Below are 22,740 nucleotides of genomic sequence, written 5' to 3'. Positions count from 1 at the left end.
GGTTGAGGGACGTGCCGACGTCACATGACCACGTGTGCCTGGCCTACGACGATCCGGCGACCCTCGACGCGCACGCGCGGGCGTGGCCGGCCGCGGGCACCGCCGCCGGCCAGCGAATCTGGTACATCGGCGACGCCGCGCCGCCGGCGGGCTCCCCCGCGCAGCGGGACGCGTTCTGCCGCTGCGAGCTGCTGATCGACCGGTTCATGACCAGCCATCCGCTCTCCGGGATGTGTGCCTTCCAGCGCGCCGAGCTGACCGAGGGCGCCCTCGCGGAGCCGGCCTGCCTGCACCCGGAGACCAACGTGCCGGTGCCGTTCCGGCTGCACGCGTGCGCCCCGGAGAAGGGCGACGCCGCGATCATCGGGGAACTGGACGTGTCGACCACCTACCTGCTCGGCGCCGCGCTGGACCGGGCGCCGCTGCCTCGGCACGACCGCGGCGAGGTGGTGCTGGCCGCGGCCGGGCTGAGCTTCGCCGACCATCGCACGCTGATCCGGCTCGACCGGTGGGCGGGCCAGCGGCTGACCAGGCTGGTGCTGCGGGACGTGCCCGAGGGGCTGGCCCGGCTCGCCGGCCTGCTGGAGCTGGATCACCTGCGGATCGAGGCGGTGCGATGAGGACCGGTGCCGCGGCCGGCCACCGCGGTTACTTCCACGAATCGCTCTGCTTCGGCGACGACGAGGAGTTCCTGTCGGTCGCGGTGCCGTTCCTGCGCGAGGGCTCGGACGCGGGCGAACCGACGATCGTCGCCATCGGCGAGCACAACGCCGCCCTGATCCGATCGGCCCTGCCGCGCTCGGTCCGGGTCGAGTTCGCCGACGGCGGCGAACAGTACGCCCGGCCGGCCACGGCGATCCGGCAGTACCGGGAGATGCTGGCCGGGCACGTGTCCGCGGGCGCCGGGCAGATCCGCATCCTGGGCCAGTTGGCGCCCGGGTCGTTCGGCGCGACCTGGGAGTCGTGGGCCCGCTACGAGGCGGTGATCAACCACGCCTACGACGACTTTCCGGTGTGGACGATCTGCGCCTACGACACGCGGGTGGCCACCGAGCAGGCCCTGCGGGACGTGGCGCGTGCGCATCCGATCGTGGCCCGGGACGATGGGCACCGGCCGAACCATCCGTACCTGCCGCCGCACGAATTCCTCGCGGAGCTCGCCCCGGCGCCGCCGGATCCGATCGAGCTGACCCCGCCGGTCGCCGACCTGATCGACCCGACGCCGGGCGAGGCGCGCCGAGCCGTGCGCGCGGCCGGCCCGGGCCTGGTCCCGGCGAACCGGGTGACCGACCTGACGCTCGCGACCAGCGAGGCGGTCACCAACGCGATGCTGCACGGCCGCGCTCCGATCCGGGTGCGGATCTGGTCGGGCGGCGACCGCCTGGTGGTCGCTGTGACCGACGCCGGCGACGGTCCGGCCGACCCGTTCGCCGGCCTGCTGGCCACCTCCACCGAGAACGAGGACGGCCGCGGCCTGTGGATCATGCACCAGTCCTGCGACCATGTCGTGCAGCGCCGCGGCGCCGGCGGCTACACGATCCGGATGACCGCCGGCAATCCCCACTGGCCGGTCGAGCCGCACTAGTGGCTCTCGCGGGCCACCTTGTCGCCGCTGGCGCCGAGCAGGAACGAGCAGTCCGCGCCGGTCTCCGCGCCCAGCACGGTGTCCACGTAGAGCTTCTCCCAGCCGCGCAGGGGCCGGGACAGCGCCTCGAGCATGGCCGGCGCGGGCGGCCGGGCGGCCAGCTCGTCGCCCGGCACCTCGAGGTCGAGACGCCGGTCCGGCACGTCCAGCACGATCCAGTCGCCGGTGCGGACCTTCGCGAGCGGTCCACCGGCCGCGCCCTCCGGGGCCACGTGCAGCACCACCGTGCCGTACGCCGTGCCGCTCATCCGCCCGTCGCACACTCGGACCATGTCCCGCACGCCCTTCTGCAGCAGCTTCGACGGCAGCGGCATGTTGGACACCTCGGGCATGCCCGGGTAGCCCTTGGGCCCGCAGCCGCGCAGCACCAGCACGGTGTCCTCGTCCACGTCCAGCTCGGGGTCGTCGACCCGGGCGTGGAAGTCCTCGATCGAGTCGAAGACCAGCGCCCGCCCCCGGTGCCGCAGCAGGTGCGGTGACGCGGCGGCGGGCTTGATGATCGCGCCGTCCGGCGCCAGGTTGCCGCGCAGCGTGGCGATCCCGCCGTTCGGCAGCAGCGGCTCGGCCCGGGTGCGGATCACCTCCGGGTCCCAGATCTCCGCGCCGGCCAGCGACTTCACGAACGGTTCGCCGGTCACCGTGATGGCGTCCTGGTCGAGCAGGTCGGCCACCTGGCCGAGCACCGCGGCCAGCCCGCCGGCCCGGAACAGGTCCTCCATCAGGAACCGGCCGGCCGGCTGCAGGTTGACCAGGAACGGCACCTCGGCGGCGATCCGGTCGAAGTCGTCCAGCGTCAGCGGCACGCCGAGCCGGCCGGCGATGGCCAGCAGGTGCACCACCGCGTTGGTGGAGCCGCCGATCGCGGCCAGCGCGACGATCGCGTTGTGGAACGAGCCGCGGGTGATCACCTGGCTGGGCCGGCGCCCGGCGGCGACCATCTCCACGATCAGCCGGCCGGTCTCGTGCGAGCGGGCCAGCAGCCGGCTGTCCGCGGCCGGCGTGCCCGCGGTGCCCGGCAGCGTGGTGCCGAGCGCCTCGGCCAGCAGGCCCATGGTCGACGCGGTGCCCATCGTGTTGCAGTGCCCGCGGCTGCGGATCATCGACGACTCGGAGTCCATGAACGCGTCCTCGGACAGGGTGCCCGCGCGGACCTCCTCGGACAGCCGCCAGACGTCCGTGCCGCAACCCAGCGGCACGCCGCGGAAGGTGCCGGTCAGCATCGGGCCGCCGGGCACCACCACGGCCGGCAGGTCCACCGACGCGGCCGCCATCAACAACGACGGGATGGTCTTGTCGCAGCCGCCGAGCAGCACCACGCCGTCCACCGGGTTGGCCCGGATCATCTCCTCGATGGCCATCGCCGCCATGTTGCGCCAGAGCATCGCGGTCGGCCGCAGCTGCGTCTCGCCGAGCGACACCACCGGCATGTTCAGCGGCACCCCACCGGCCGCCCAGACGCCCTGCTTGACGCTCTCGGCCACCTCGTTGAGGTGGTTGTTGCACGGCGTCAGGTCGGAGGCGGTGTTGGCGATGGCGATCTGCGGCTTGCCGCGGAACGACGAGTCCGGGGTGCCACGCCGCATCCAGGCCCGATGGATGTAGGAGTTCCGGCTGTCGCCGCCGTACCAGGCGTCGCTGCGCAGAGCCGCCGAATCGGACGTCATGTCCCGACCGCCTTCCGATTATCGAAACGCCGGTTTAGCATCTGGAACATCATGGACCCTACCGCCGCGGCCACGATCGCGGAACCGGACCGGCTGGTCGGCTCGGACCGGGTGCTCGCGGTGCTGGCGCGGCTGGCCCGGCATCCGGCGGGCGCCGGGCTCGACGAGCTCGCGCGGGCGGTGGACAGCCCCAAGGCCACGGTGCACCGGGCCCTGGCGGCACTGCGCCGGGCCGGCTTCGCGACCCAGGACGGGCGCGGACGATACGTGCTGGGCGACGAGTTCCTGCGCCTCGCCTTCGCGCACCACGAGCAGCGGCCGGACCACGTGCGCGTGGCGCCGGTGCTGCGCGCGCTCGCCGAGCGATACGGCGAGACGGCGCACTACGCGGTGCTGGACGGGGTGTCCGTGGTCTACCACTCGAAGGTCGACCCGCCGCACGGCGCCATCCGGCTCACCTCGACGATCGGCGGGCGCAATCCGGCGCACTGCACGGCGGTGGGCAAGCTGCTTCTCGCGTATGCGCTGCCGGACCACGCCGCGGTCAAGGCGTGGGCGGCCGGCCGGGCGCTCGAGCGGCGCACGCCCAACACGCTGACCACGACCGCCGCCCTGGCCCGCGAGTTGCGGGTGACCCGGGCCCGCGGCTGGGCCACCGACGACCAGGAGAACGAGGCCGGCGTGAACTGTGTGGCGGTGCCCGCGTTCCTGTTCTCCCCGTCGGCGCCGAGCGGTGCGGTGAGCGTGTCGGCCCCCGCCTACCGCACACCGCTGGCCGATCTGGTGGCGCGCGTGGACGAGATCCGCGAGATAGTGGGCCGATGATCGAGCGATGGCGCGCGACCCGGGCCTCGGACCGGGAGTTCGGGCTGGCCGAGGGCCCGGTGTGGGACGGTCCGCGAGACCGGCTGCTGTTTGTCGAGATCGAGGCCGGCACGCTGCACGAGGGCCGCCTCGACGGTGGGCGCATCGAGGTGACCAGCACGCTGAAGGTCGATGGGACGGTCGGTGCGCTGGCGGTCTCGCGTACCGGTGACGTGCTGGTGGCCGGCACCGAGATCCTGCATGTGGTCGCGCCGGACGGCGTGGTGACGCCCGGCCCGCGGATCGTGCCCGCGGGCAGCGGGCGCCGGATGAACGACGGCAAGTGCGACGCCCGCGGCGACTTCATCGTCGGGACGATGCGGCTGGACGAGCAGCCGGGCGCCGACGAGGTGCTGGTGCGGGTGGGACGCGATCGCTCGGTGACGGTGATCGACCGCGGGCTGGGGCTCTCCAACGGGCTCGGCTGGAGCCCGGACGGCACGCTGTTCTACACGACCGACACGACGCCGGGAGAGGTCTACGTGCGCCCGGCCGGCGACGACGGCACGCGCGAGATCTTCGTGCGCGACGACTGGAATCCGGACGGGCTCTGCGTGGACGGCGCGGGGAATGTCTGGATCGCCTGCTACGACGCCGGTGAGGTGCGACGCTTCAGTCCGGGCGGCGAGCTGACCGGCGTGGTCGAGGTGGGCGACGCGGAGGTGACCTGCCCGGAGTTCGTCGGCCCGGGCCTGGGCACGCTGCTGATCAGCACGCGGCGGCACCTGTTCACGGTGGACGTCGGCACGACGGGCCAGCCGGTCAAATGGTGGGGCGGATTCGAAGGGTGACGGCATGTTGTTGATGCGGATCGGGCCGGAGGGCGCCGAGAAGCCGGTGGTGCGGGTCAGCGACAGCTCCTATGTGGACGTCGACGACCTGGTCGGCGACTTCGACGCGGGCTACTTCGCGGGCGGCCACGACCGGCTGCGCGAGGCGGTGGCCGAGCGGGTCGCGGCCGGCGAGACCGCGCCGTTCGGCGACGAGCGGATCGGCGCGCCGTTCGCCCGGCCACACCAGATCCTCTGCATCGGCCTGAACTACCGCGACCACGCGGCGGAGACCGGCCAGCCGGTGCCGGACGAGCCGATCCTGTTCACCAAGTCGCCGAACACGCTGGTCGGGCCGAACGACCCGATCCGGCAGCCGCGCGGCTCCACCAAGCTCGACTGGGAGGTCGAGCTGGGCATCGTGATCGGGTCGCGCACGAGCTATCTGGACTCCCCCGCCGACGCGCACCGGGCGATCGCCGGGTTCGTGCTGGTCAACGACGTCAGCGAGCGGTCGTTCCAGAACGAGCGCGGCGGGCAGTGGTCGAAGGGCAAGTCGGCGGAGACGTTCAACCCGGCCGGGCCGTGGCTGGCGACACCGGACGAGATCCCGGACGTGCTGGCGCTGAACATGTGGCTGGACGTGAACGGCGTCCGGCGGCAGACCGGCAGCACCGCCACGATGGTCTTCGACCCGTACGTGATCGTGCACTACCTGAGCCAGTTCCTGGTGCTCGAGCCCGGCGACCTGATCAACACCGGCACGCCGCCCGGGGTCGGGATGGGCCTGAAGCCGCCGGTCTGGCTGCAGCCGGGCGACATCGTAGACCTCGGCGTGGACGGTCTGGGCACCCAGCGGTCCACCGTGCTCGAGCCGCGGTGAGCATGCGCGCCTTCGTGATCACCGGGCCGGGCAAGGCCGAGGTGATCTCCGTGGACGCGCCGGTCGCGCGGCCCGGCGAGGCGGTCGTGGACGTCGAGCGGGCCGGGGTGTGCGGCACCGACCTGGAGTTCTTCACCGGCGAGATGGCCTACCTGCACACCGGCGAGGCCTCCTATCCGATGCGGATCGGACACGAGTGGAGCGGCGTCGTCACCGCGGTCGGCTCGGTCGAGGACGAGGCGTGGATCGGGCAGCGGGTCACCGGCGACACCATGCTCGGCTGCGGGCACTGTGCCCGCTGCGCGTCCGGCCGCCAGCACCTGTGCGCCGACCGCCACGAGATCGGCATCCGGCACGGCTGGCCCGGCGCCCTCGCCGAGCGGCTGCCGGTCCCGGTGCGCGCGCTGCACAAGCTGCCGGACACGGTGGACGCGACGCTGGGCGCGCTGGTCGAGCCGGGCGCGAACGCGTTGCGCGCGGCATCGGCGGCCGGCAAGAGCCGGCGGGTGCTGGTGCTCGGTCCCGGCACGATCGGCCTGCTGGCGGCGTCGTTCCTCAGCGCCGAGGTGCATCTGCTCGGCCTGGAGCTCGACTTCGCCCGCTCGCTGGGCTTCGGCAACGCCTGGACCGCGGACGACCTGCCCGAACTGGCCTGGGACGCGGTGATCGACTGCTCGACCGCGGCGTCGCTGCCGGCCCGCGCGGTGGACCTGGTCGAGCCCGGCGGCCGGGTGGTGTTCATCGGCATCAGCGGCGAGCCCAGCCTGGTGGACAGCCGCCGCCTCGCGCTCAAGGACCTGACCGCGGTGGGCGTGCTGAGCGGTTCCGGCGCGCTGGCACAGACCATCGCGACGTACGCCGCCGGCACCGTCGACCCGCGTCCCCTGGTGGCCGCGACGGTGGGCCTTCAGGAGGCGGCCGACGTGCTGGCCGGGCGCCGCGATCCAGCCTGGGGCGCGGCCCCGAAAGTCCACATCGACCCGCGATCGTGAGCTGAGGCGACGGCGCGCGGCACGGAACTCCACGGTGCTTGATGTTTCCCCAGCCCGGGTAAATGCTGGTCAATCTTCAACAATCTTGGGAGTCCTGTGAACGTCGTCCTGTGGGTCATCGCGATCGTGCTCGCCGCCGCGTTCCTGGGGGCCGGGATCTTCAAGGTCGCGCAGCCGAAGGAGAAGCTGGTCGCGTCCGGGCTGGGCTGGGCCGAGGACTTCAGCGCCAACACGGTGAAGCTGATCGGGGCGCTGGAGATCCTGGCGGCGATCGGGCTGGTGCTGCCGGCGCTGCTCGGCATCGCCACGATCTTCGTCCCGCTCGCGGCGCTGGGCCTGGTCCTCATCATGATCGGCGCGGTGATCACCCACGCCCGCCGCAAGAACGAGACCCAGATGGTCATCGCCAACGTGGTGATCCTGCTCCTGGCGGCGCTGGTGGCCTGGGGCCGCTTCGGCCCGTACTCCTTCGACTCCTGACCCGATCGCCACGGGCCGTGCCTGTGGTGTGTGCGGCGGTCACGGCCGGCCGGCGGGTCAGACCTGGCGGTCTCGGCCCGCCTGCACGCCGGCGAAGAGCTGGGGCACCATCAGGACCACCATCACCGCCAGCGGGAGGCGCCAGCCGCCGGAGTGGTCGTGCAGGACGCCGATCAGGATCGGGCCCGGGATGGCGATCAGATAGCCGACGCCCTGGCCGAAGGCCGACAGGCGCACCACACTGGCCGGTGTGCGGCCGCGCAGCGTGATCATCGTGAGAGCCAGCGGGAAAGCGCAGTTGACCACGCCGATCAGGAACGCCCACAGCCAGGGCGCCGCGGCCGGGTCGGCCCACAGGCCCGCATAACCCGCCATGCCGGCGACGCCCAGGGCCAGCGCGATGCCGCTCTGGCTGCGCAGCCGGCCGGCGAACGAGGTCACCAGGAAGCCCAGCGGGACGCCCAGGAACGAGGTGACCGCGAAGAGCAGGCCGGCCTTCTCCGCGGACAGGCCCGCGTCGCGGTAGATCTGCGGCAGCCAGCCGATGATCACGTAGGCGGACATCGACTGAAGGCCGAAATAGAAGGCCAGGGCCCAGGCGATCGGGTTGCCCGCGACTCGGACCGGCGGCTCGGCCGGGGCCTGCTCGTCGGCCGGAAGGGCGCGCTGGTCGCGGCGGAGCATCAGCCACGGCGGCACGGCCAGGGCGGCGATCAGCGCCCAGAACGCGAGCCCCAGCCGCCAGTCGTCGCCGAACACACCGGTCAGCGGCACCGTGACGCCGGCCGCGACCGTGGCGCCCAGGTTGAGCGCCACCGAATAGATGCCCGTGAAGGTGCCCGCGCGCTCCGCGAAGCGCTCCTTGACGATCATCGGGAGCAGCACGTTGACCAGGGCGATGCCGGCCAGCGCGACGCCGCTGAGCAGCACGAAGACGACGGTGCCGGCAGCGTACGGCCGGGTGGCGAGGCCGAGCGTCAGCAGGGTCAACCCGGCGGCGACCACCGTGGCGGCGCCGAAGCGCCGGGCCAGTCGCGGTGCGGCGAAGCCGACCGACGCGAAGCAGACCACCGGCAGCGAGGTGAGCAACCCGGCCACCGTGCCGCTCATGCCGAGCCCACCGCGGATCTCCGCGAGCACCGGGCCGATGCTGGTCACCGCGAGCCGCAGATTGACCGCGGCCAGCACCAGCGCGCCGATCGCGAGAAGGCTCCCATGCCTGCTGAGCTGCTTCTCCGCGGTCACCACCGACTCATCATGGGCGCATCCCGAGGGTCGCCGCCCGGATTTGTGGTGGTGCTCACCGGTGGTCCCCGGCACAATCGCGTCCGTGACCGAACCCGAAGCTCTGCCCGTCATCGAGGCGCTGCACTCGACCCCGGCCCGCCGCTACCTCTCCCCCGACCCGATCCCCGACGAGGTGATCACGGCGTTGCTGGACGCCGCGGTGCGCGGACCGTCCGGTGGGAACACCCAGCGCTGGGCCTGGATCGTGGTCCGCGACGAGGCGATCAAGAAGCGCATCGCGGTCTGGTACAAGGAGGGCTGGGACTCGAACTACGGGGTCCTGCGCGACCAGATCATGGCCGGTCCGGAGCCCGGCCGGCGCAACTTCCTGGCCGGCGACCACCTCGCCGGCCACCTGGCCGAGGCGCCGGTCTGGATCATTCCGGTGATGCTCGGCGCCGCGAAGTCGCAGAACCCGCGGCTCGGCTCGTCGATCTACGGCGCCGTGCAGCAGCTGATGCTGGCCGCGCGGGCCTACGGCATCGGCTCCACGCTGACCACGCTCTATCAGGGCCACGAGGCGGAGACCCGCGAGCTGCTCGGACTGCCGGAGGACGCGCTGACCATGGCGCTGATCCCGCTGGGCTATCCGGCCAAGGGCCGCTGGGCGCAGCCGAAGCGCCTGCCGCTGGAGAAGGTCGTGCACTTCGACACGTTCGGCAACCAGCGGTCAGCCGGCGGTTGAGCCACCGTCGATGGGCAGCTCGGCGCCGGAGATGAACGCCGCCTCGTCGCTCAACAGGAACGCCACGAACGCGCCGATCTCCGACCCGGCGGCCACCCGGCCGGCCGGGTTGGGGGCCGGCAGCGCGGATGCCGGTTCGTCCGCGGACATGCCGACCAGTCGGCGGTAGAGCGGCGTGTCGACGTTGCCGGTGACCAGCGCGTTCACCCGCACCCTGCGGTCCGCCCACTCGAGCGCGACCGACTTCGTCAGGCCCACGACGCCATGCTTGGCGGCGACGTAGGACGCCAGCCCCGGTATCCCGATCACCGCCCCGATCGAGGCGTTGTTGACGATCGCGCCGCCACCGGCCGCGGCGATCGCCGGGGCCTGGTGCTTGAGGCTGTAGAAGACGCTGCTCAAGTTCTGCGCCAGGTCGGCCTGCCAGGTCCGGTCGTCCAGCTCGGTGAGCGGGCCGGTGTGGTTGACCCCGCCGGCGTTGTTGAACGCGCCGTGCAGCCCGCCGAACCGCTCGACCGCGGCCCGCACCGCGGCGGCCACCTGGGCCTCGTCGGTGACGTCGGCGCGCACCGCGAGCGCCCGGTCGCCGAAATCTGCGACGTCCGCCTCGCGACGCGACACGATCACCACCGAGGCGCCGTCGGCGACCAGCCGCGCCGCGGTCGCGCGGCCCATGCCGGAGCTGCCGCCGGTCACCATGACGACCTTGCCGGAGAGACTCATCCGCGCAGCAGGGCGGCCAGGGCCGCCAGGTCGCGGCGGTCCTCGGCGGCCGGTCGGCGGTCGCTCGGGTGGTCCGGGTTGGTGTCCAGCACGACGTAATCCGCGCCGAGCTCGATCAGGGTGCGGAAGTCGGCGGCCACCTGGTCGAGGCTGCCGGTGCCGGGCGCGCGGTCCGGGCCGGGGTCGTGCGCCGTGACGCGGGCGCGCATCCGCGGGCAGAAGGCGACGCCCTTGGTCTGTGGCACGCCGACGTCGCGCAACCAGTTGAGCGGCGCGTTGTTCGGGTGCCAGGCGTCGCCGAGGCGGACCGCGCGGCGGAGCACGGCCGGGGCGGTGCCGCCCACCCAGATCGGCGTACGCCGGACCGGCCCGGTCGCCACGTCCGCATAGGACACGAACTCCCCGGACACCGAGGTCGTCTCCTGCCGCAGCGCGGCCCGGATCGCGCCCAGATACTCCTCCGACATCCGCCCCCGGTCCGCGTACCCGAGCCCGAGCGCGGCGAACTCGTCCGCGGCCCAGCCCGCCGCCACCCCGAGGATGAACCGCCCCTCGGTGAAGTCGTGCAGCGCCGCCGCCATCGACGCGGTCAGCAGCGGATGCCGGTACGGCAGGATCGTCACCGTGGTGCCGAGCTCGAGCCCCCCGGCGAACCCGGCCATCCAGCCCAGCGTGGTGAACGGGTCGTAGAACGGCGGCGGATAGAGCGCCGCCACGTCCGGGGTGACCGCCACGTGGTCGGACACCATGGCCAGGTCGAAGCCGCTGTCGGCGGCGAACCGCACCCAGTCGCGCATCTCGCCCGGCGACGCGGTCGGCCCGAAGTTGGGGATGTTGAGCCCGAGCCGGGTCATCGGTGCGCCAGGTAACGCGAGAACGGCTCGTCCGCGCCGTCCAGCCGCACGTGCCGGGCCGCGAAGGCGGCCGGCGGCGCCACCGGGTAGGACAGGTCGGGCAGGTCGGCGCCGAGCGCGGCGAACCAGATCACCGCGATGCCCGCGGTGGTGGCCACCGACCGGCACATCGGGCACGGCTCGCAACTCGAATAGATCTCCGCGCCGGTCAGGTCGAGCGTGCCGAGCTCGCGGCACACGTTGCGGACCGCCGCCACCTCGGCGTGCGCGCTCGGGTCGGAGTCGCGCAGCGCGGTGTTCACCCCGCTGCCGAGCACCTCGCCGCCGCGCACCACCAGCGCGCCGAAGGGCAACTGCCCCTCGGCCGCGTTCTTCCCCGCCAGCTCGACCGCCCGCCGCAGCAGGCCTACGTCCGCGTCCGTCATGTCACCATCCTGCTCGATCGGCGTAGTTCCCGGGGACTGACCCCGAACCAGCGACGGGCCGCCCGGCTCAGCGCGGACTGCTCGGCCAGCCCGACCATCGCGGTGATCTGGGTGAGCGGCACGTCGGTCTGGGTGATCAGCCGGTGCGCGGCGGACCGGCGGGCGTCGTCCAGCAGCGCGTCGAAGCCGGTGCCTTCGGCGGCCAGCCGGCGCTGCAGGGTGCGCGGATGGGTGCGCAACAGCCGGGCGATCGCGCCGAGGTCGGCCGGCGCCGAGCCGAGCGACTGGCCGAGCAGCCTGCGCACCCGGTCCGCCACGCCGGGGTCGGGCGCCGGGAAGTGACTGCGCATGTAGTCCAGCGCCACCTCGCGGAGCATCTCGTTGCCGCCCGGCAGCGGCGTGTGACCGAGGTTCTGCGGCACCCGCAGCACCGCGTCCGGCTGCCCGAAACGCACGTCCACCCCGAAGAACCCGGTGTACGCGTCCACCGGCGCGAGCATCCCGTGCGGCAGGTGCACCGACCGCAGCCCGTAGCGGCCACCGCAGAGCAGCAGCGCGATCCGGTGCAGCAGGCCCAGCCCGAGGTCGGTGACCTGGGGCGGGAGTGGCTCGGCGGCGGTGCCGGCATAGCGGATGGCGACCACGCCGGGCTGTCCGGCCGGGTCCTCGACCTGGGCGACGCTGAGGGCGGGACTGTGCACGAACAGGAACCGCCGCGTGCAGTCCAGCGCCTCGCCCAGCGTCGCCGAGCTCTCGATCGCGATGGCCAGCGGCCCGAGCACCGCCGTGTTCTGCTGCCCGGCCAGCCGCAGGCCCAGGTCACCGGCGCCGAGCTCGGCCGCGGCGGTCTCCAGCACCAGCGCCGCGGCCCGCGACCCGATCACCGCGTCGTCGCTGTCCAGCGCCCCGGGGTCGATCCGGAAGCGGGCCAGCAACGCCCGCCCGTCACCGCCGAGCCCATCGACAACCGCCGGCAGGCCGCGCAGACCCGCGGCCCGCACCATCGCCTCCATGTCGGGATAGGGTAAATGCTTGTCGCGCAAAGGCAAGTTTTGCGCGTACGCGATGACGGAAGCTGACGGTTATGACCGAACACGTGGACGTGCTGATCATCGGCGCGGGGTTGTCCGGCATCGGGGCCGCCTGGCGACTGCAGCGCGAGCACCCCGGCCGGAGCTACGTGATCCTCGAGGCCCGCGGCGCGATCGGCGGCACCTGGGACCTGTTCCGCTACCCCGGCGTGCGCTCGGACTCGGACATGTTCACGCTGAGCTACCCGTTCCGGCCGTGGCTGGGCGAGCGCTCGCTGGCCGACGGGCCGTCGATCCTGCAATACATCCGGGACACCGCGGACGACGCCGGCATCACCGAGCACATCCACTTCCACACCAAGGCGCTCGACGCCGCCTGGTCCTCCGAGCGGGCACAGTGGACGGTGCACACCGCCGGCGGCGACTACACCTGCGACTTCGTCTATGCCTGCACCGGCTACTACGACTACGACGAGGGCCATCAGCCGGACTTCCCCGGGCGGGCGGACTTCGCGGGGCGGTTCGTGCATCCGCAGTTCTGGCCCGCGGACCTCGACCACGCCGGCAAGCGGGTGGTGGTGATCGGCAGCGGCGCCACCGCGGTGACGCTGGTGCCCGCGATGGCGCGGACCGCGGGACACGTCACCATGCTGCAGCGCTCCCCCTCGTACCTGACGATCCTGCCGGAGACCGACAAGATCGCCGCCGCGCTGCGGCGCCGGCTGCCCACCAAGCTCGCGTTCCGGTTGACCCGGGCCAAGAACATCGCGCTGACGCAGACGTTCTATCAGCTCGCGCGGCGCCGGCCGGAACGGGTGAAGAAGCTGCTGCGCGGCTTCGCGGTGGGCCGGCTCGGCGACGAGGCCTATGTGGACAAGCATTTCACGCCCACCTATCAGCCGTGGGACCAGCGGCTGTGCGTGGTGCCGAAGGGCGATCTGTTCACCGCGATCACCGAGAAGAAGGCCTCGATGGTGACCGACACCATCGACCGGCTGGTGCCCGAGGGCATCCGGCTGACCTCGGGCGAGGTGCTCGAGGCGGACATCATCGTCTCGGCCACCGGGCTGCGGCTGCTGCCGGTCGGCGGCCTGACGCTGACCGTCGGCGGCGAGACGATCGACCCGGCGGATCGGGTGGCCTACCGCGGCCTGATGCTCAGCGGGGTGCCGAACTTCGCCTTCTGCATCGGCTACACCAACGCGTCCTGGACGCTGCGCGCGGACCTCTCCGCGCGTTATGTGTGCCGGCTGCTGTCCTTCATGGACCGGCACGGATATCAGGTGGCCACCCCGCACGCCGACCCGGGAGGACCCTTGCGGCCGCTGCTCGACCTCACCTCCGGATATGTGCAGCGGTCGCTGGACCGCTTCCCCAAGCAGGGCGTCAAGGACCCGTGGTCGGTCCGGCAGAACTACGTGCGCGACGTGCTCCGCACGCCCCGGGCCGACCTGCGCCGCAACATGACTTTCGAGCGCCGTCCGGCGCGGGTGGGGGCTCCGGCATGACAGCACTTCAGCCGTACGCGTTCCGCGGGAAGACCGCCGTGCTCACCGGCGCCGCCAGCGGCATCGGCGAGCAACTCGCCCACGACCTCGCCGCGCGCGGCAGCGACCTGGTGCTGATCGACCGGGACGCGGCCGGGCTGGAGGCGGTGGCCGGCAAGATCCGGGCCGGCGGCACGGTCGAGGTGGAGGCGATCGTCGCCGACCTGAGCGACCTCGACTCGCTGGCCGCGCTGGCCGCCGGGGTCCGCGAGCGGCACCCGCGCATCGGTCTGCTCGTGAACAACGCCGGGATCGCGCTGGGCGGGATGTTCGAGCACCTGACCGTGGCCGAGTTCGAGACGGTGCTCGACGTGAACTTCCGGGCGCCGGTCCGGCTGGTGCACGAGCTGCTGCCGGCGCTGCTGGACAACCCGGGCAGCCACCTGGTCAACGTGTCCAGCCTCTACGGCCTGATCGCGCCGGCCGGGCAGTCGGCCTACAGCGCCAGCAAGTTCGCGCTGCGCGGCTTCAGCGAGGTGCTGCGGTCGGAGCTGGCCGGCCGGGTCGGGGTGACCACCGTGCACCCGGGCGGCATCCGCACCTCGATCGCCCGCAATGCCAAGGTGGGCGCCGGGGTGCCGGTCGACGTGATCGGCGACCAGCGGGCGAACATCGACGCGCTGCTCTCGTACCCTCCGGAGAAGGCCGCGGCGGAGATCCTGGACGGGGTGGCGCGCCGCAAGGCGAGGGTGTTGATCGCGAGCACGGCGAAGATCCCGGACCTGCTGGCCCGGCTGATGCCGGTGTCGCACATGCGGGTGATCCAGCGGTTCGCCGAACGTCGCGCCGCCCGGTCATGACCGACTTCGTCGACGTCGGCGGCGCCGAGATCCGTGCGCACGTCACCGGCGAGCCGGGCGATCCGCCGATCCTGCTGCTGCACGGCATCGCACGCAGCCTGGAGGACTGGCTGCCGCAGCACGACCAGCTCGCCGCCGGGCACCGGGTGATCAGCGTGGACCTGGCCGGCTTCGGCCTCTCCGACCCGCTGCCCGGACCGGTGTCGCTGGACAGCCTGGCGGACGGTGTCGAGCGGACCCTCGCGGCCCTCGGCGAGAGCCGCCCGGTGCACGTCATGGGCAACTCGCTCGGCGGCGCGGTGGCGATGCGGATGCTCTGCCGGGAGCCGAAGCGGGTTCGCTCGCTGATTCTGGTGGCCAGCGCCGGATTCGGCCGCGAGGTGACCGCGGCGCTGCGCATCCTCGCGATCCCCGGGCTGGGCCGGGTGCTGATGGGCCGGTTCGACCGCCGGGCCTCCTACCGGGTCGAGCGCAGCCTCTTCGTGGACCGGGCGCTGGTCACCGACGAGCGGGTCGCGTTCGGGCTCGAGGTGGTCGCCCGGCCCGGATACGTCGCGACGTTCCTGCAGACCGCGAAGGCGCTCGGCGGCATGCGCGGGGTGCAGGCCGCGTGGCGTGGCGAGCTGCTGACCCGGGTCGCCGAGCTGGCGCCGCCGACGCTGGTGGTGTGGGGCGAGCGCGACCTGATCCTGCCCGCCACCCACCTGGAGGCGGCCCGCACCCTGCTGCCCGACGCCGAGTTCCACCTGTTCCCCGGCGTCGGGCACATGCCGCAGATCGAGCGCCCGGACGAGTTCGCGGCCCTCGCCCGGTCCTTCCTGAGCAGGGTTTAGGCCACCGCGGCCGGGAAGCGCCCCCAGACCCGGTGCGCGGCCAGCAGCTGCCGCACGGCGGCGAACGCCTCGTCACCGGTCTTGGTCGTGACCACGCCCGGTGTGCCGTCGACCCCGGCCACCTGCAGCACGGTCGCGCCCTCGCCCCAGGCGCCGACCGCCTTGGCGTGCCGCCAGCACTCCTCCACCAGCAGCAGGACGCGGGGGTCGACCGCGGCCGACCCGGACGCCCCGGCCTTGGCGTCGCGGCCGGGCAACGCGTCCGGCGCCGGCACCGGCGCACCGGCCAGCAGCACGGCGTCGAACTCGACCGACCGGGCGGTGGCGAAGCTCCGCTGCACCGGCAGGCCGCCCACCTCGCCGCCGTGCGGGGCGATCAGCATCGGCACCATGTCCGCGTCGAAGATCGCCTGCCGCAGTCCGGTGAGACCGTCGAGGTCGCCGTCCGGATCGACCACGATGCCGACGATCCGGCCGTCGACCGGCCACTCCTGCCCGATCTGGGACAGTGCGGGGCTCGGCGTGACCTCGACGACCGGCGTGGTGGGCCGCGGCACCGGCAGGCCCAGCCCGATGGCCACCTGCTCGCACAGCACCGGGTCGATGTTCGCGAGGCTGAGCAGCTGCCGCTCCTTGATCGCCCGTTCGTAGACCTTGCCGAGCTCGAAGGTGTACGCGTTGACGATGTGCTCCTTCTCCACCGGCGTCATGCTCAGCCAGAAGAGGCGCACCTGGCTGTAGTGGTCGTCGAAGGAGGCCGGGTTGCCCCGCTGCTTCGGCGCCTCGGCCACCGTCACCGGCGTGTCCAGGAACGCCTGCTCGGCGTCCCCGGCCGGGAACGGGTTGCCGCCGTCCAGCGAGTTCGGCCGATACGGCGCCACCCCACCGTGCACCGCGTGCTGGTGGAAGCCGTCGCGCAGCATGTCGTTGACCCCGGCGTGCGGGCAGTTGATCGGGATCTGCGAGTGGTTCGGGCCGCCCAGCCTGGTGAGCTGGGTGTCCAGATAGGAGAACAGCCGGCCCTGCAGCAGCGGGTCGTTGGTGACGTCGATGCCCGGCGGGAAGTTGCCCAGCACGAAGGCGACCTGCTCGGTCTCGGCGAAGAAGTTGGTCGGCGTCCGATTCAGGATCATCTTGCCGACCGGCTGCACCGCGGCCAGTTCCTCCGGCACGATCTTCGTCGGGTCGAGCAGGTCGATGCCGGCGAAGGCCTGCTCGGGGGTGTCGGGGAAGACCTGGATGCCCAGCTCCCACTCGGGGAAGGCGCCGGCCTCGATGGCGTCGTAGAGGTCCCGGCGGTGGAAGTCCGGGTCGACACCGCTGAGCATCTGGGCCTCCTCCCAGGTCAGCGAGTGCACGCCCAGCTTGGGCTTCCAGTGGAACTTGACCAGCGTCGTCGCCCCGGCCTCGTCGATCAGCCGGAAGGTGTGCACGCCGAAGCCCTCCATAGTGCGGTACGAGCGCGGGATGCCCCGGTCGGACATGTTCCAGATGGTGTGGTGCTGCGCCTCGGTGTGCAGCGAGACGAAGTCCCAGAACGTGTCGTGGGCGCTCTGCGCCTGCGGGATCTCCCGGTCCGGGTGCGGCTTGCCGGCGTGGATGATGTCCGGGAACTTGATCGCGTCCTGGATGAAGAACACCGGGATGTTGTTGCCGATCAGGTCGAACGTGCCCTCGGCGGTGTAGAACTTCGTGGCGAATCCGCGGGTGTCGCGGACGGTGTCGGCCGAGCCGCGGGAGCCGAGGACGGTGGAGAACCGGACGAAGACCTCCGTCTCCGCGCCCTTCTTCAGGAAGCCGGCCCGGGTGACCTTCTCGGCGGTGCCGTATGCCGTGAACACGCCGTGCGCCCCGGTGCCCCGGGCGTGCACCACCCGCTCCGGGATGCGCTCGTGGTCGAAGTGGCTGATCTTCTCGCGGAAGTGGTGGTCCTGCAGCAGCGTCGGCCCACGGGAGCCGGCCTTCAGCGAGTGGTCGGTGTCGCGCAGCCGGGCGCCCTGCGAGGTGGTGAGGTAGGCGCCCTGCTGAGCGTTGGCGGTGGCCGGCTCGCCGGTCTCGGCACCGGTGTGCGTGCGCAGCTGCGGGGTGCCCTGCTCGGCCTTGGGCGGCAGCGGCCCGTGCGGCTCGACCGGCTCGGCGACGGTGGGCGTGCCGCTGCCGGGGGCGCCCGGGACGGCCGGCGACAGGGCTTCGGTCACCTTCCTGGCCGCCGCCTTGACGGCCTTCTTCGCTTTCTTCACAGGCTTCTGAGTCGCCATGAACCGCGATCCCCTTCGAACGGTGGACGGACCACCGCGGCCTACCCGTGAGGAACGCCCACAAACCGGCAAATTCCTCAGAGCAGGCCGGACCGCCGCCAGAGAGCCGTGCCGGGTCCGGCGATCAGACCGAGATCATCCAGGTACGCGACCACGCGCTCCCCCGCCCACCGGAGCATCGCCAGGTGATGCGGGTTGCTCCGAGCAGCCCTGCGCCCCTCGGCCGGGTCGATGCCCACCGACGCGTACACCTGCGGCTGCACCAGCCGGTTCCCGGTCAGGTACGCGGTCCGCGAGATGATCACCCGGTCCAGGGCGAGCCGTGCGGTGCCGGCCGCGCGGATCTGCCGGGCCAGCTCCTCGCGGGCATAGCGGACGTGGCGCGCCTCCTCGATCACGTGGATCCGGGACACCATGCGCACCAGCGGCTGCACCCGCTCGTCGGCCATCGCCTCGCGTTGCAGGGAGTCGAGCACCTCCTCGGCGATCAGGATCGCGGCGTACATCCGCGGGCCGCGTGCGGTGCTCGCGATGAACTTGCCGAGCGCGTCGTCGTAGCGGTTCACGCGGTAGACCGGTGCGCCGAACTTGTCGATCATGCGGCCGAACATCACCGAGTGGCGGCACTCGTCGGCGACCTCGGTCAGCGCGTACTGCGCGTGCGCGGCGGTCGGGTCCTGCCGGTAGTAGTCGCGGATCAGCAGCTGCATCAGGATCGTCTCGAACCACACGCCGAGGCTGGCGACGCTGGCCACCTCGTGTTTGGACAGCTCGATCCGCTGCTCCTCGCTCAGCCGGTCCCACAGCTCGGTGCCGAAGAGCGAGCAGCGCTCCGGCGGCGCGAAGTATTTCCCCGGCACGAACGGCGCGTCCCAGTCGATCTCCACGTCCGGGTCGTAGGTGTGGCCGGCCGAGGAGCGCAGCAGTCGGGTGGCGGTCTGTTCGCGGTCCATGCGGCGCCTCCACTTGACGTTACCTCAAGTAACAGTTACTCCTAGTACTATGAACTCCGCCGACGGCCGCAGTCAACGCTGGGCCGGACATCGCGAGCAACGCCGCGCCGATCTCACCGCCGCGGCCATCGAGGCGATCCGGGCGCACGGCCCCGACCTGGGCATGGACGCGATCGCCGCGCACGCCGGGGTCAGCAAGCCGGTGCTCTACCGCTACTTCGCCGACAAGTCGCAGCTCTGGCAGGCGGTTGGCCAGGAGGCGGCGACCACCCTGCTGGCCGCGATCGCCCCCGCGGTGGCCGCGGTCCGCGCCGAGCGGGACGTGGTGACCGCGGCCATCGACGCGTACCTGTCCTACATCGAGGGCGACCCGCACGTGTACCGCTTCGTCGTGCACCCGTCCGGCATCGAGCGCGGCCCCGACGTGGTCGGCGACGTGGTGGACACGGTCGCCAGCGGCCTGGCCCGCATCCTCGGCGACCGGCTGCGCGACGTGGGCCTGGACACCGGCCCGGCACTCCCCTGGGCCTACGGCATCGTCGGATATGTGCAGACCGCCGGCGACTGGTGGCTGCGACACCAGCAACCGATCAGCCGCCCGGCGCTGAGCGACTATCTGACGACCCTGCTGTGGGGCGGCATCGCGACCATCCGGACCGCGGCCGACCTCCCGGGCGGATTGGCGGCGAGGTGAGCGAGGACTACCGCGGCGAGGCCGAGGTCAAGGTGGGCGATCGGTCCAGCACTCTTCCGGTACGTCTGTCCGCCCGCTTCGAGCCGGTGGAGGGCCGCCTGCGCTGGGCCGGCCGCACCGGCCCGGACGAGCATCTGCTGGCGGCGTTCCGGGCCGGCGCGAGAGACGCCGAGATCACCGTGCCGGGCGGGACGCCGATGCCGGCCACGCTCGGCGAGCCGGACCCGTGGGGCGGCCTGCGCCTGTCCGGGGTGGGCGCCCCACCCTGGCCCGATTTCGGCTGACCGGGCCGTCAGTCCAGGTCGGACAGGTCCAGCACGAAGCGGCAGCGGCGCGGTGGCGCCTCAGGGTCTGAGCTGGACCAGCGACTCGCTGGTCAGCTCGCAGGGCGCGGCGTCCGGGCCCGCGCCGACCGCGACGATCACCGGGCGATCCGCCGAGCCGGCCTGGGCGCCGACCGGCACCAGTGAAGGAGCGCTGCCGGACTCCGCCGCGTCCAGCAGCCGGTGCCCGCTGGCCAGCACGAACACGGCCAGCACGAAGGTCGCCCCGCCCAGATAGAACGGCACGCTCAGATTGAACGCGTCGGCCAGTTCGCCGGCCGCGAAGGGCGCCAGGCCGCCGCCGATGAAGCGGACGAAGCCGTAGGCCGACGATGCCACCGGGCGCTCGACCGGGGACACCAGCATCACCGCCTGCGTGGTGAGCGTGTTGTTGATGCCGATGAACGCGCCGCTGACGATCACCGCCACGATGACCACGGACGGTGTCGCCACGCCGGCCGCGATCACCACCATCACGATGCCCAGGGCGATCAGGTTCACGTACAGGACCTTGGCGGTGCCGAAGCGGGCCTGCATGCGCGGCGCGACGAAGACGCTGAACGCGGCGACCAGCAGGCCCCAGCCGGTGAACACCAGGCCGAGGCGGTGGGCGTCCAGCTCCATCGGGTACGGCGCGTAGCCAAGCATGGTGAAGAAGCCCCAGTTGTAGAGCAGCGCGGTCACGCCCATGGTGAGCAGGCCGCGGTGGCGCAACGCCTTCAGCGGGGCGGCGAGCGAGGTCTTGTGCTCGGGCCTGGGCAGCGACGGGACGAAGACCACCGTCGCGACGAGGGCGATCGCCATCAGGACGGCGACGCCGAAGAACGGGCCACGCCAGCTGATGCTGCCGAGCTCGCCGCCGAGCAGCGGACCGACCGCGATGCCGAGACCGAGCGCCGTCTCGTACAGGATGATCGCTCCGGCGAAGCCGCCCGACGCCGACGCGACGATGACCGCGAGGCTGGTCGCGATGAACAGCGCGTTGCCCAGCCCCCAGCCGGCGCGGAAGCCGACGATGCCGCCGATCGAACCCGAGGCGCCGGCGAGCGCGGCGAACACCACGATGATGGCCAGGCCGATCACCAGCGTGCGCTTGGCGCCGAGCCGGCTGGACACCCAGCCGACCACCAGCATCGCCACCGCGGTGACCACCAGGTAGCTGGTGAACAGCAGGGAGACCTGGCTCGGCGTGGCGTGCAGGCTGTCCGCCAGGGCGGGCAGGATCGGGTCGACCAGGCCGATGCCCATGAACGAGACGACGCAGGCGAAGGCGACGGCCCAGACCGCCCGGGGCTGCCGGAACGGGGTGGTGGCGTTTTGCATAATGCCATTATTGGTTTAGCTGTATCGGCCAGGCAATTTCGGCAGGCGTGTTGTCGGTCACGACGAAGGCGCGGTCCCCGAGGTCGGGGGCCGCGCCTTCCGTCGTCCTGGTTCCTACTTCTTACTTCTTACTTCTTGGCCTTGGCCGGAGCCGGCTCGTCGGCGCCCGCCTCGTCCTCGGCGCCGGCCTCGTCGCCCGCACCGGCCTCTTCGCCCGCGCCGGCTTCCTCGCCCGCGCCGGCCTCTTCACCCGCACCGGCCTCTTCGCCGGCCTCGTCCTCGGCACCCGCGCCGGCCTCGGCCGCGGCGGCCTTGGCGATCGCCAGGTCGAGGCAGGACTGCAGCAGCGCGGCCTGCGCGTCGGCGACCGCGGCCTCGAGATCGGCGGCCTCGTCGCCCGCACCGGCCTCTTCACCCGCACCGGCCTCTTCACCCGCACCGGCCTCCTCGCCGGCGCCGGCCTCCTCCTCGGCTTCCTTCTGCTTCTTGCGCCGCTCGGCCTTCGCCGCCTTGGCCTTCTTGATCAGCGCCTTCAGCGTCTGCTTCGCCTTGCCCTCGGTCATCTTTGCCGGGGGCGCGGCCGGCTCGGCGGCGGGCGGCGCGGACTCGTCACCCGCGGCGGGCGGAGCCTCCTCGGCACCCTCGCCGGCCGCTTCCGCATCGGCGGCGGCCTGGTCGATGGCGAACTGGTCGCACGCCGTCTCCAGCGCCGCGGCGGACGCGGCGGCGGCCTCGGCGGCGCCCTGGTCCTCGATCGGCTGCAGTGCTTCGCCGTCGCAGATCACCGCGCCCGCGTTGATCTCCAGCTCGGCGCAGTTCGCGACGTCGAACTGCTGCCCGTCCACGACCACCACGTCATCGGCCTTCGTGGAGTTCTCACCGGCGTTCGCGAATTGCACGCCAGTGATGCCCCCCAACACGAGCACACCGGCGACAATCGTCGCGCCGATCGCCTTGCGGTTGACCCCGGTGCCCCGTCGTTGACGCAGCCTCATCGTCACTCCCGTCGTTGGTCGTCGATGTCTTCGCTGGGGACTTACGGGCCGGAGCAGCACAGCGGTTCACCATTCCGCGGGCCGAATTCGAGGCGCCGGATCTCCACCGCCGCCTGTCGCGCCGTCGCCGGGCACCGAGTGCCGTCGGCATCTTTGCTGCTCAGCAAGGGCGATGGGAAGTTGCCGCCGACACGGCGATCCGGCCGTCCGGGCGGACGCAAATTTGTCGCACCGGCGGAGCGGGAAAAGGTTTCCTTAAAACATCGGCGAGCCTGATTCGCATCCGATCCACCGCCGAGAGCACGCCGGAACCGCCCGACGGCATCTTCACCGAGAGCGACATCCGCGCGCCCACCACGCCGCATTTCACAAGCCGGTCACGACCAGTCGATGTGAACGCCGTGTTCTTGCTCTGCACACATATACGCACCACCCGGCGAGCGCGCCGCCCGGGATCGCACCACGCGGCGAGCGCCCCGCCGGGACCGCATCGCGCCACCGCTACCCCGCGCACCGCACAGCGCGCCACCGACGCGCCATCAGGACCGAATCACCGCACAGCACGCCGGGAAACACGCGTAGCGCCACCGGGAGACCGCATCGCCCCGCGAATTGCGCCACCAAGACCACACCACACCGCGAAGCGCCTTCAGGACCGCATCAAACCCGCAGCGCGCGACCGGAACCGCATCGGGCCGCGAAATGCCGAAG

General features: G+C 72.4%; 23 protein-coding genes. 13 read left to right on the top strand and 10 right to left on the bottom strand.

Annotated features, from left to right (window positions below; genetic code table 11):
* Window positions 1-11: 11 nt before the first annotated feature.
* Together ACZ6TI_RS46375 and ACZ6TI_RS46370 are read left to right on the top strand one after the other, a co-directional pair.
* Complete coding sequence (locus ACZ6TI_RS46375) at window positions 12-620, top strand: hypothetical protein (RefSeq protein WP_465351704.1); 609 nt, start codon at window positions 12-14, stop codon at window positions 618-620.
* Window positions 617-1,585 (top strand): anti-sigma factor RsbA family regulatory protein, encoded by a 969-nt coding sequence (locus tag ACZ6TI_RS46370; RefSeq protein ID WP_465351703.1) that lies wholly within the window; start codon window positions 617-619, stop codon window positions 1,583-1,585. The genes ACZ6TI_RS46375 and ACZ6TI_RS46370 overlap by 4 nt, the downstream gene beginning before the upstream one ends.
* Here ACZ6TI_RS46370 and ACZ6TI_RS46365 read toward each other — a convergent pair.
* Window positions 1,582-3,309, bottom strand: a complete 1,728-nt coding sequence (locus tag ACZ6TI_RS46365; RefSeq protein WP_465351702.1) for an IlvD/Edd family dehydratase — start codon at window positions 3,307-3,309, stop codon at window positions 1,582-1,584. The genes ACZ6TI_RS46370 and ACZ6TI_RS46365 overlap by 4 nt on opposite strands.
* 51 nt (window positions 3,310-3,360) lie before the next feature.
* Between ACZ6TI_RS46365 and ACZ6TI_RS46360 the strand changes: the two genes are divergently transcribed.
* The 5 genes from ACZ6TI_RS46360 to ACZ6TI_RS46340 all read left to right on the top strand — a co-directional run bounded on the left by ACZ6TI_RS46360 (window position 3,361) and on the right by ACZ6TI_RS46340 (window position 7,298).
* Window positions 3,361-4,134, top strand: coding sequence for an IclR family transcriptional regulator (locus tag ACZ6TI_RS46360; RefSeq protein WP_465351701.1), 774 nt, complete (start codon window positions 3,361-3,363; stop codon window positions 4,132-4,134).
* Window positions 4,131-4,964 (top strand): SMP-30/gluconolactonase/LRE family protein, encoded by an 834-nt coding sequence (locus tag ACZ6TI_RS46355; protein ID WP_465351700.1) that lies wholly within the window; start codon window positions 4,131-4,133, stop codon window positions 4,962-4,964. The genes ACZ6TI_RS46360 and ACZ6TI_RS46355 overlap by 4 nt, the downstream gene beginning before the upstream one ends.
* 4 nt (window positions 4,965-4,968) lie before the next feature.
* Window positions 4,969-5,826, top strand: a complete 858-nt coding sequence (locus tag ACZ6TI_RS46350; RefSeq protein ID WP_465351699.1) for a fumarylacetoacetate hydrolase family protein — start codon at window positions 4,969-4,971, stop codon at window positions 5,824-5,826.
* A gap of 2 nt (window positions 5,827-5,828) precedes the next feature.
* Entirely contained in the window at window positions 5,829-6,818 is a 990-nt protein-coding gene (locus ACZ6TI_RS46345) for a zinc-dependent alcohol dehydrogenase (RefSeq protein ID WP_465351698.1), read from the top strand.
* Between the two features lie 96 nt (window positions 6,819-6,914).
* Complete coding sequence (locus ACZ6TI_RS46340; protein WP_465351697.1) at window positions 6,915-7,298, top strand: DoxX family protein; 384 nt, start codon at window positions 6,915-6,917, stop codon at window positions 7,296-7,298.
* Window positions 7,299-7,355: 57 nt separating this feature from the next.
* On the opposite strand, the gene ACZ6TI_RS46335 is transcribed toward ACZ6TI_RS46340, so the two are convergent.
* Window positions 7,356-8,546 carry a CynX/NimT family MFS transporter gene (locus ACZ6TI_RS46335; RefSeq protein ID WP_465351696.1) on the bottom strand — a complete coding sequence of 397 codons (1,191 nt, stop codon included), beginning with the start codon at window positions 8,544-8,546 and terminating at the stop codon, window positions 7,356-7,358.
* 82 nt (window positions 8,547-8,628) lie between these two features.
* Between ACZ6TI_RS46335 and ACZ6TI_RS46330 the strand changes: the two genes are divergently transcribed.
* Complete coding sequence (locus ACZ6TI_RS46330; protein ID WP_465351695.1) at window positions 8,629-9,270, top strand: nitroreductase family protein; 642 nt, start codon at window positions 8,629-8,631, stop codon at window positions 9,268-9,270.
* On the opposite strand, the gene ACZ6TI_RS46325 is transcribed toward ACZ6TI_RS46330, so the two are convergent.
* From ACZ6TI_RS46325 to ACZ6TI_RS46310, 4 genes are read right to left on the bottom strand one after another with little or no spacing between them, the layout of a single operon-like run.
* Window positions 9,256-9,993: an SDR family NAD(P)-dependent oxidoreductase gene (locus ACZ6TI_RS46325; protein ID WP_465351694.1), complete on the bottom strand. Its 738-nt coding sequence runs from the start codon at window positions 9,991-9,993 to the stop codon at window positions 9,256-9,258. The genes ACZ6TI_RS46330 and ACZ6TI_RS46325 overlap by 15 nt on opposite strands.
* Complete coding sequence (locus ACZ6TI_RS46320; protein WP_465351693.1) at window positions 9,990-10,847, bottom strand: LLM class flavin-dependent oxidoreductase; 858 nt, start codon at window positions 10,845-10,847, stop codon at window positions 9,990-9,992. The genes ACZ6TI_RS46325 and ACZ6TI_RS46320 overlap by 4 nt, the downstream gene beginning before the upstream one ends.
* Window positions 10,844-11,272: a nucleoside deaminase gene (locus ACZ6TI_RS46315; RefSeq protein ID WP_465351692.1), complete on the bottom strand. Its 429-nt coding sequence runs from the start codon at window positions 11,270-11,272 to the stop codon at window positions 10,844-10,846. Before ACZ6TI_RS46315 ends, ACZ6TI_RS46320 begins: the two co-directional genes overlap by 4 nt.
* Complete coding sequence (locus ACZ6TI_RS46310) at window positions 11,269-12,285, bottom strand: AraC family transcriptional regulator (protein ID WP_465351691.1); 1,017 nt, start codon at window positions 12,283-12,285, stop codon at window positions 11,269-11,271. Before ACZ6TI_RS46310 ends, ACZ6TI_RS46315 begins: the two co-directional genes overlap by 4 nt.
* A 71-nt stretch (window positions 12,286-12,356) precedes the next feature.
* Here ACZ6TI_RS46310 and ACZ6TI_RS46305 point away from each other — a divergent pair, with 71 nt between their 5' ends.
* Genes ACZ6TI_RS46305 through ACZ6TI_RS46295 form a run of 3 tightly spaced genes read left to right on the top strand, consistent with a single transcriptional unit; the run spans window position 12,357 to window position 15,483 of the window.
* Complete coding sequence (locus ACZ6TI_RS46305) at window positions 12,357-13,811, top strand: flavin-containing monooxygenase (protein ID WP_465351690.1); 1,455 nt, start codon at window positions 12,357-12,359, stop codon at window positions 13,809-13,811.
* A complete protein-coding gene (locus ACZ6TI_RS46300; RefSeq protein WP_465351689.1) occupies window positions 13,808-14,650 on the top strand; it encodes an SDR family NAD(P)-dependent oxidoreductase in 843 nt (280 codons plus the stop codon). Before ACZ6TI_RS46305 ends, ACZ6TI_RS46300 begins: the two co-directional genes overlap by 4 nt.
* On the top strand, window positions 14,647-15,483 hold the full coding sequence (locus ACZ6TI_RS46295; protein WP_465351688.1) for an alpha/beta fold hydrolase: 837 nt from the start codon (window positions 14,647-14,649) through the stop codon (window positions 15,481-15,483). Before ACZ6TI_RS46300 ends, ACZ6TI_RS46295 begins: the two co-directional genes overlap by 4 nt.
* Here ACZ6TI_RS46295 and ACZ6TI_RS46290 read toward each other — a convergent pair.
* Window positions 15,480-17,741, bottom strand: a complete 2,262-nt coding sequence (locus tag ACZ6TI_RS46290; RefSeq protein ID WP_465351687.1) for a catalase — start codon at window positions 17,739-17,741, stop codon at window positions 15,480-15,482. The genes ACZ6TI_RS46295 and ACZ6TI_RS46290 overlap by 4 nt on opposite strands.
* Before the next feature lie 77 nt (window positions 17,742-17,818).
* Complete coding sequence (locus ACZ6TI_RS46285; protein ID WP_465351686.1) at window positions 17,819-18,694, bottom strand: AurF N-oxygenase family protein; 876 nt, start codon at window positions 18,692-18,694, stop codon at window positions 17,819-17,821.
* A 49-nt stretch (window positions 18,695-18,743) separates the two neighbouring features.
* Between ACZ6TI_RS46285 and ACZ6TI_RS46280 the strand changes: the two genes are divergently transcribed.
* On the top strand, window positions 18,744-19,388 hold the full coding sequence (locus ACZ6TI_RS46280; protein WP_465351685.1) for a TetR family transcriptional regulator: 645 nt from the start codon (window positions 18,744-18,746) through the stop codon (window positions 19,386-19,388).
* Window positions 19,385-19,672: a DUF4873 domain-containing protein gene (locus ACZ6TI_RS46275; protein ID WP_465351684.1), complete on the top strand. Its 288-nt coding sequence runs from the start codon at window positions 19,385-19,387 to the stop codon at window positions 19,670-19,672. Before ACZ6TI_RS46280 ends, ACZ6TI_RS46275 begins: the two co-directional genes overlap by 4 nt.
* A gap of 60 nt (window positions 19,673-19,732) precedes the next feature.
* Here ACZ6TI_RS46275 and ACZ6TI_RS46270 read toward each other — a convergent pair whose 3' ends face one another.
* Window positions 19,733-21,034 carry an MFS transporter gene (locus ACZ6TI_RS46270; RefSeq protein ID WP_465351683.1) on the bottom strand — a complete coding sequence of 434 codons (1,302 nt, stop codon included), beginning with the start codon at window positions 21,032-21,034 and terminating at the stop codon, window positions 19,733-19,735.
* Window positions 21,035-21,162: 128 nt separating this feature from the next.
* Window positions 21,163-22,029: a hypothetical protein gene (locus ACZ6TI_RS46265; RefSeq protein ID WP_465351682.1), complete on the bottom strand. Its 867-nt coding sequence runs from the start codon at window positions 22,027-22,029 to the stop codon at window positions 21,163-21,165.
* Window positions 22,030-22,740 lie beyond the last annotated feature (711 nt).

The sequence above is a fragment of the Actinoplanes sp. NPDC051388 genome (genome assembly GCF_055586225.1).
The sequence above is the reverse complement of the archived record's forward strand: the minus strand, read 5'-3'. Positions and strand labels throughout refer to the sequence as shown.

Coding starts and splice junctions, on each gene's coding strand:
- ACZ6TI_RS46265 (WP_465351682.1), bottom strand. CDS start 22,029: ATGAGGCTGCGTCAACGACGGGGCACCGGGGTCAACCGCAAGGCGATC.
- ACZ6TI_RS46320 (WP_465351693.1), bottom strand. CDS start 10,847: ATGACCCGGCTCGGGCTCAACATCCCCAACTTCGGGCCGACCGCGTCG.
- ACZ6TI_RS46315 (WP_465351692.1), bottom strand. CDS start 11,272: ATGACGGACGCGGACGTAGGCCTGCTGCGGCGGGCGGTCGAGCTGGCG.
- ACZ6TI_RS46365 (WP_465351702.1), bottom strand. CDS start 3,309: ATGACGTCCGATTCGGCGGCTCTGCGCAGCGACGCCTGGTACGGCGGC.
- ACZ6TI_RS46280 (WP_465351685.1), top strand. CDS start 18,744: ATGAACTCCGCCGACGGCCGCAGTCAACGCTGGGCCGGACATCGCGAG.
- ACZ6TI_RS46290 (WP_465351687.1), bottom strand. CDS start 17,741: ATGGCGACTCAGAAGCCTGTGAAGAAAGCGAAGAAGGCCGTCAAGGCG.
- ACZ6TI_RS46370 (WP_465351703.1), top strand. CDS start 617: ATGAGGACCGGTGCCGCGGCCGGCCACCGCGGTTACTTCCACGAATCG.
- ACZ6TI_RS46345 (WP_465351698.1), top strand. CDS start 5,829: ATGCGCGCCTTCGTGATCACCGGGCCGGGCAAGGCCGAGGTGATCTCC.
- ACZ6TI_RS46325 (WP_465351694.1), bottom strand. CDS start 9,993: ATGAGTCTCTCCGGCAAGGTCGTCATGGTGACCGGCGGCAGCTCCGGC.
- ACZ6TI_RS46310 (WP_465351691.1), bottom strand. CDS start 12,285: ATGGAGGCGATGGTGCGGGCCGCGGGTCTGCGCGGCCTGCCGGCGGTT.
- ACZ6TI_RS46350 (WP_465351699.1), top strand. CDS start 4,969: ATGTTGTTGATGCGGATCGGGCCGGAGGGCGCCGAGAAGCCGGTGGTG.
- ACZ6TI_RS46305 (WP_465351690.1), top strand. CDS start 12,357: ATGACCGAACACGTGGACGTGCTGATCATCGGCGCGGGGTTGTCCGGC.
- ACZ6TI_RS46295 (WP_465351688.1), top strand. CDS start 14,647: ATGACCGACTTCGTCGACGTCGGCGGCGCCGAGATCCGTGCGCACGTC.
- ACZ6TI_RS46300 (WP_465351689.1), top strand. CDS start 13,808: ATGACAGCACTTCAGCCGTACGCGTTCCGCGGGAAGACCGCCGTGCTC.
- ACZ6TI_RS46270 (WP_465351683.1), bottom strand. CDS start 21,034: ATGCAAAACGCCACCACCCCGTTCCGGCAGCCCCGGGCGGTCTGGGCC.
- ACZ6TI_RS46285 (WP_465351686.1), bottom strand. CDS start 18,694: ATGGACCGCGAACAGACCGCCACCCGACTGCTGCGCTCCTCGGCCGGC.
- ACZ6TI_RS46360 (WP_465351701.1), top strand. CDS start 3,361: ATGGACCCTACCGCCGCGGCCACGATCGCGGAACCGGACCGGCTGGTC.
- ACZ6TI_RS46355 (WP_465351700.1), top strand. CDS start 4,131: ATGATCGAGCGATGGCGCGCGACCCGGGCCTCGGACCGGGAGTTCGGG.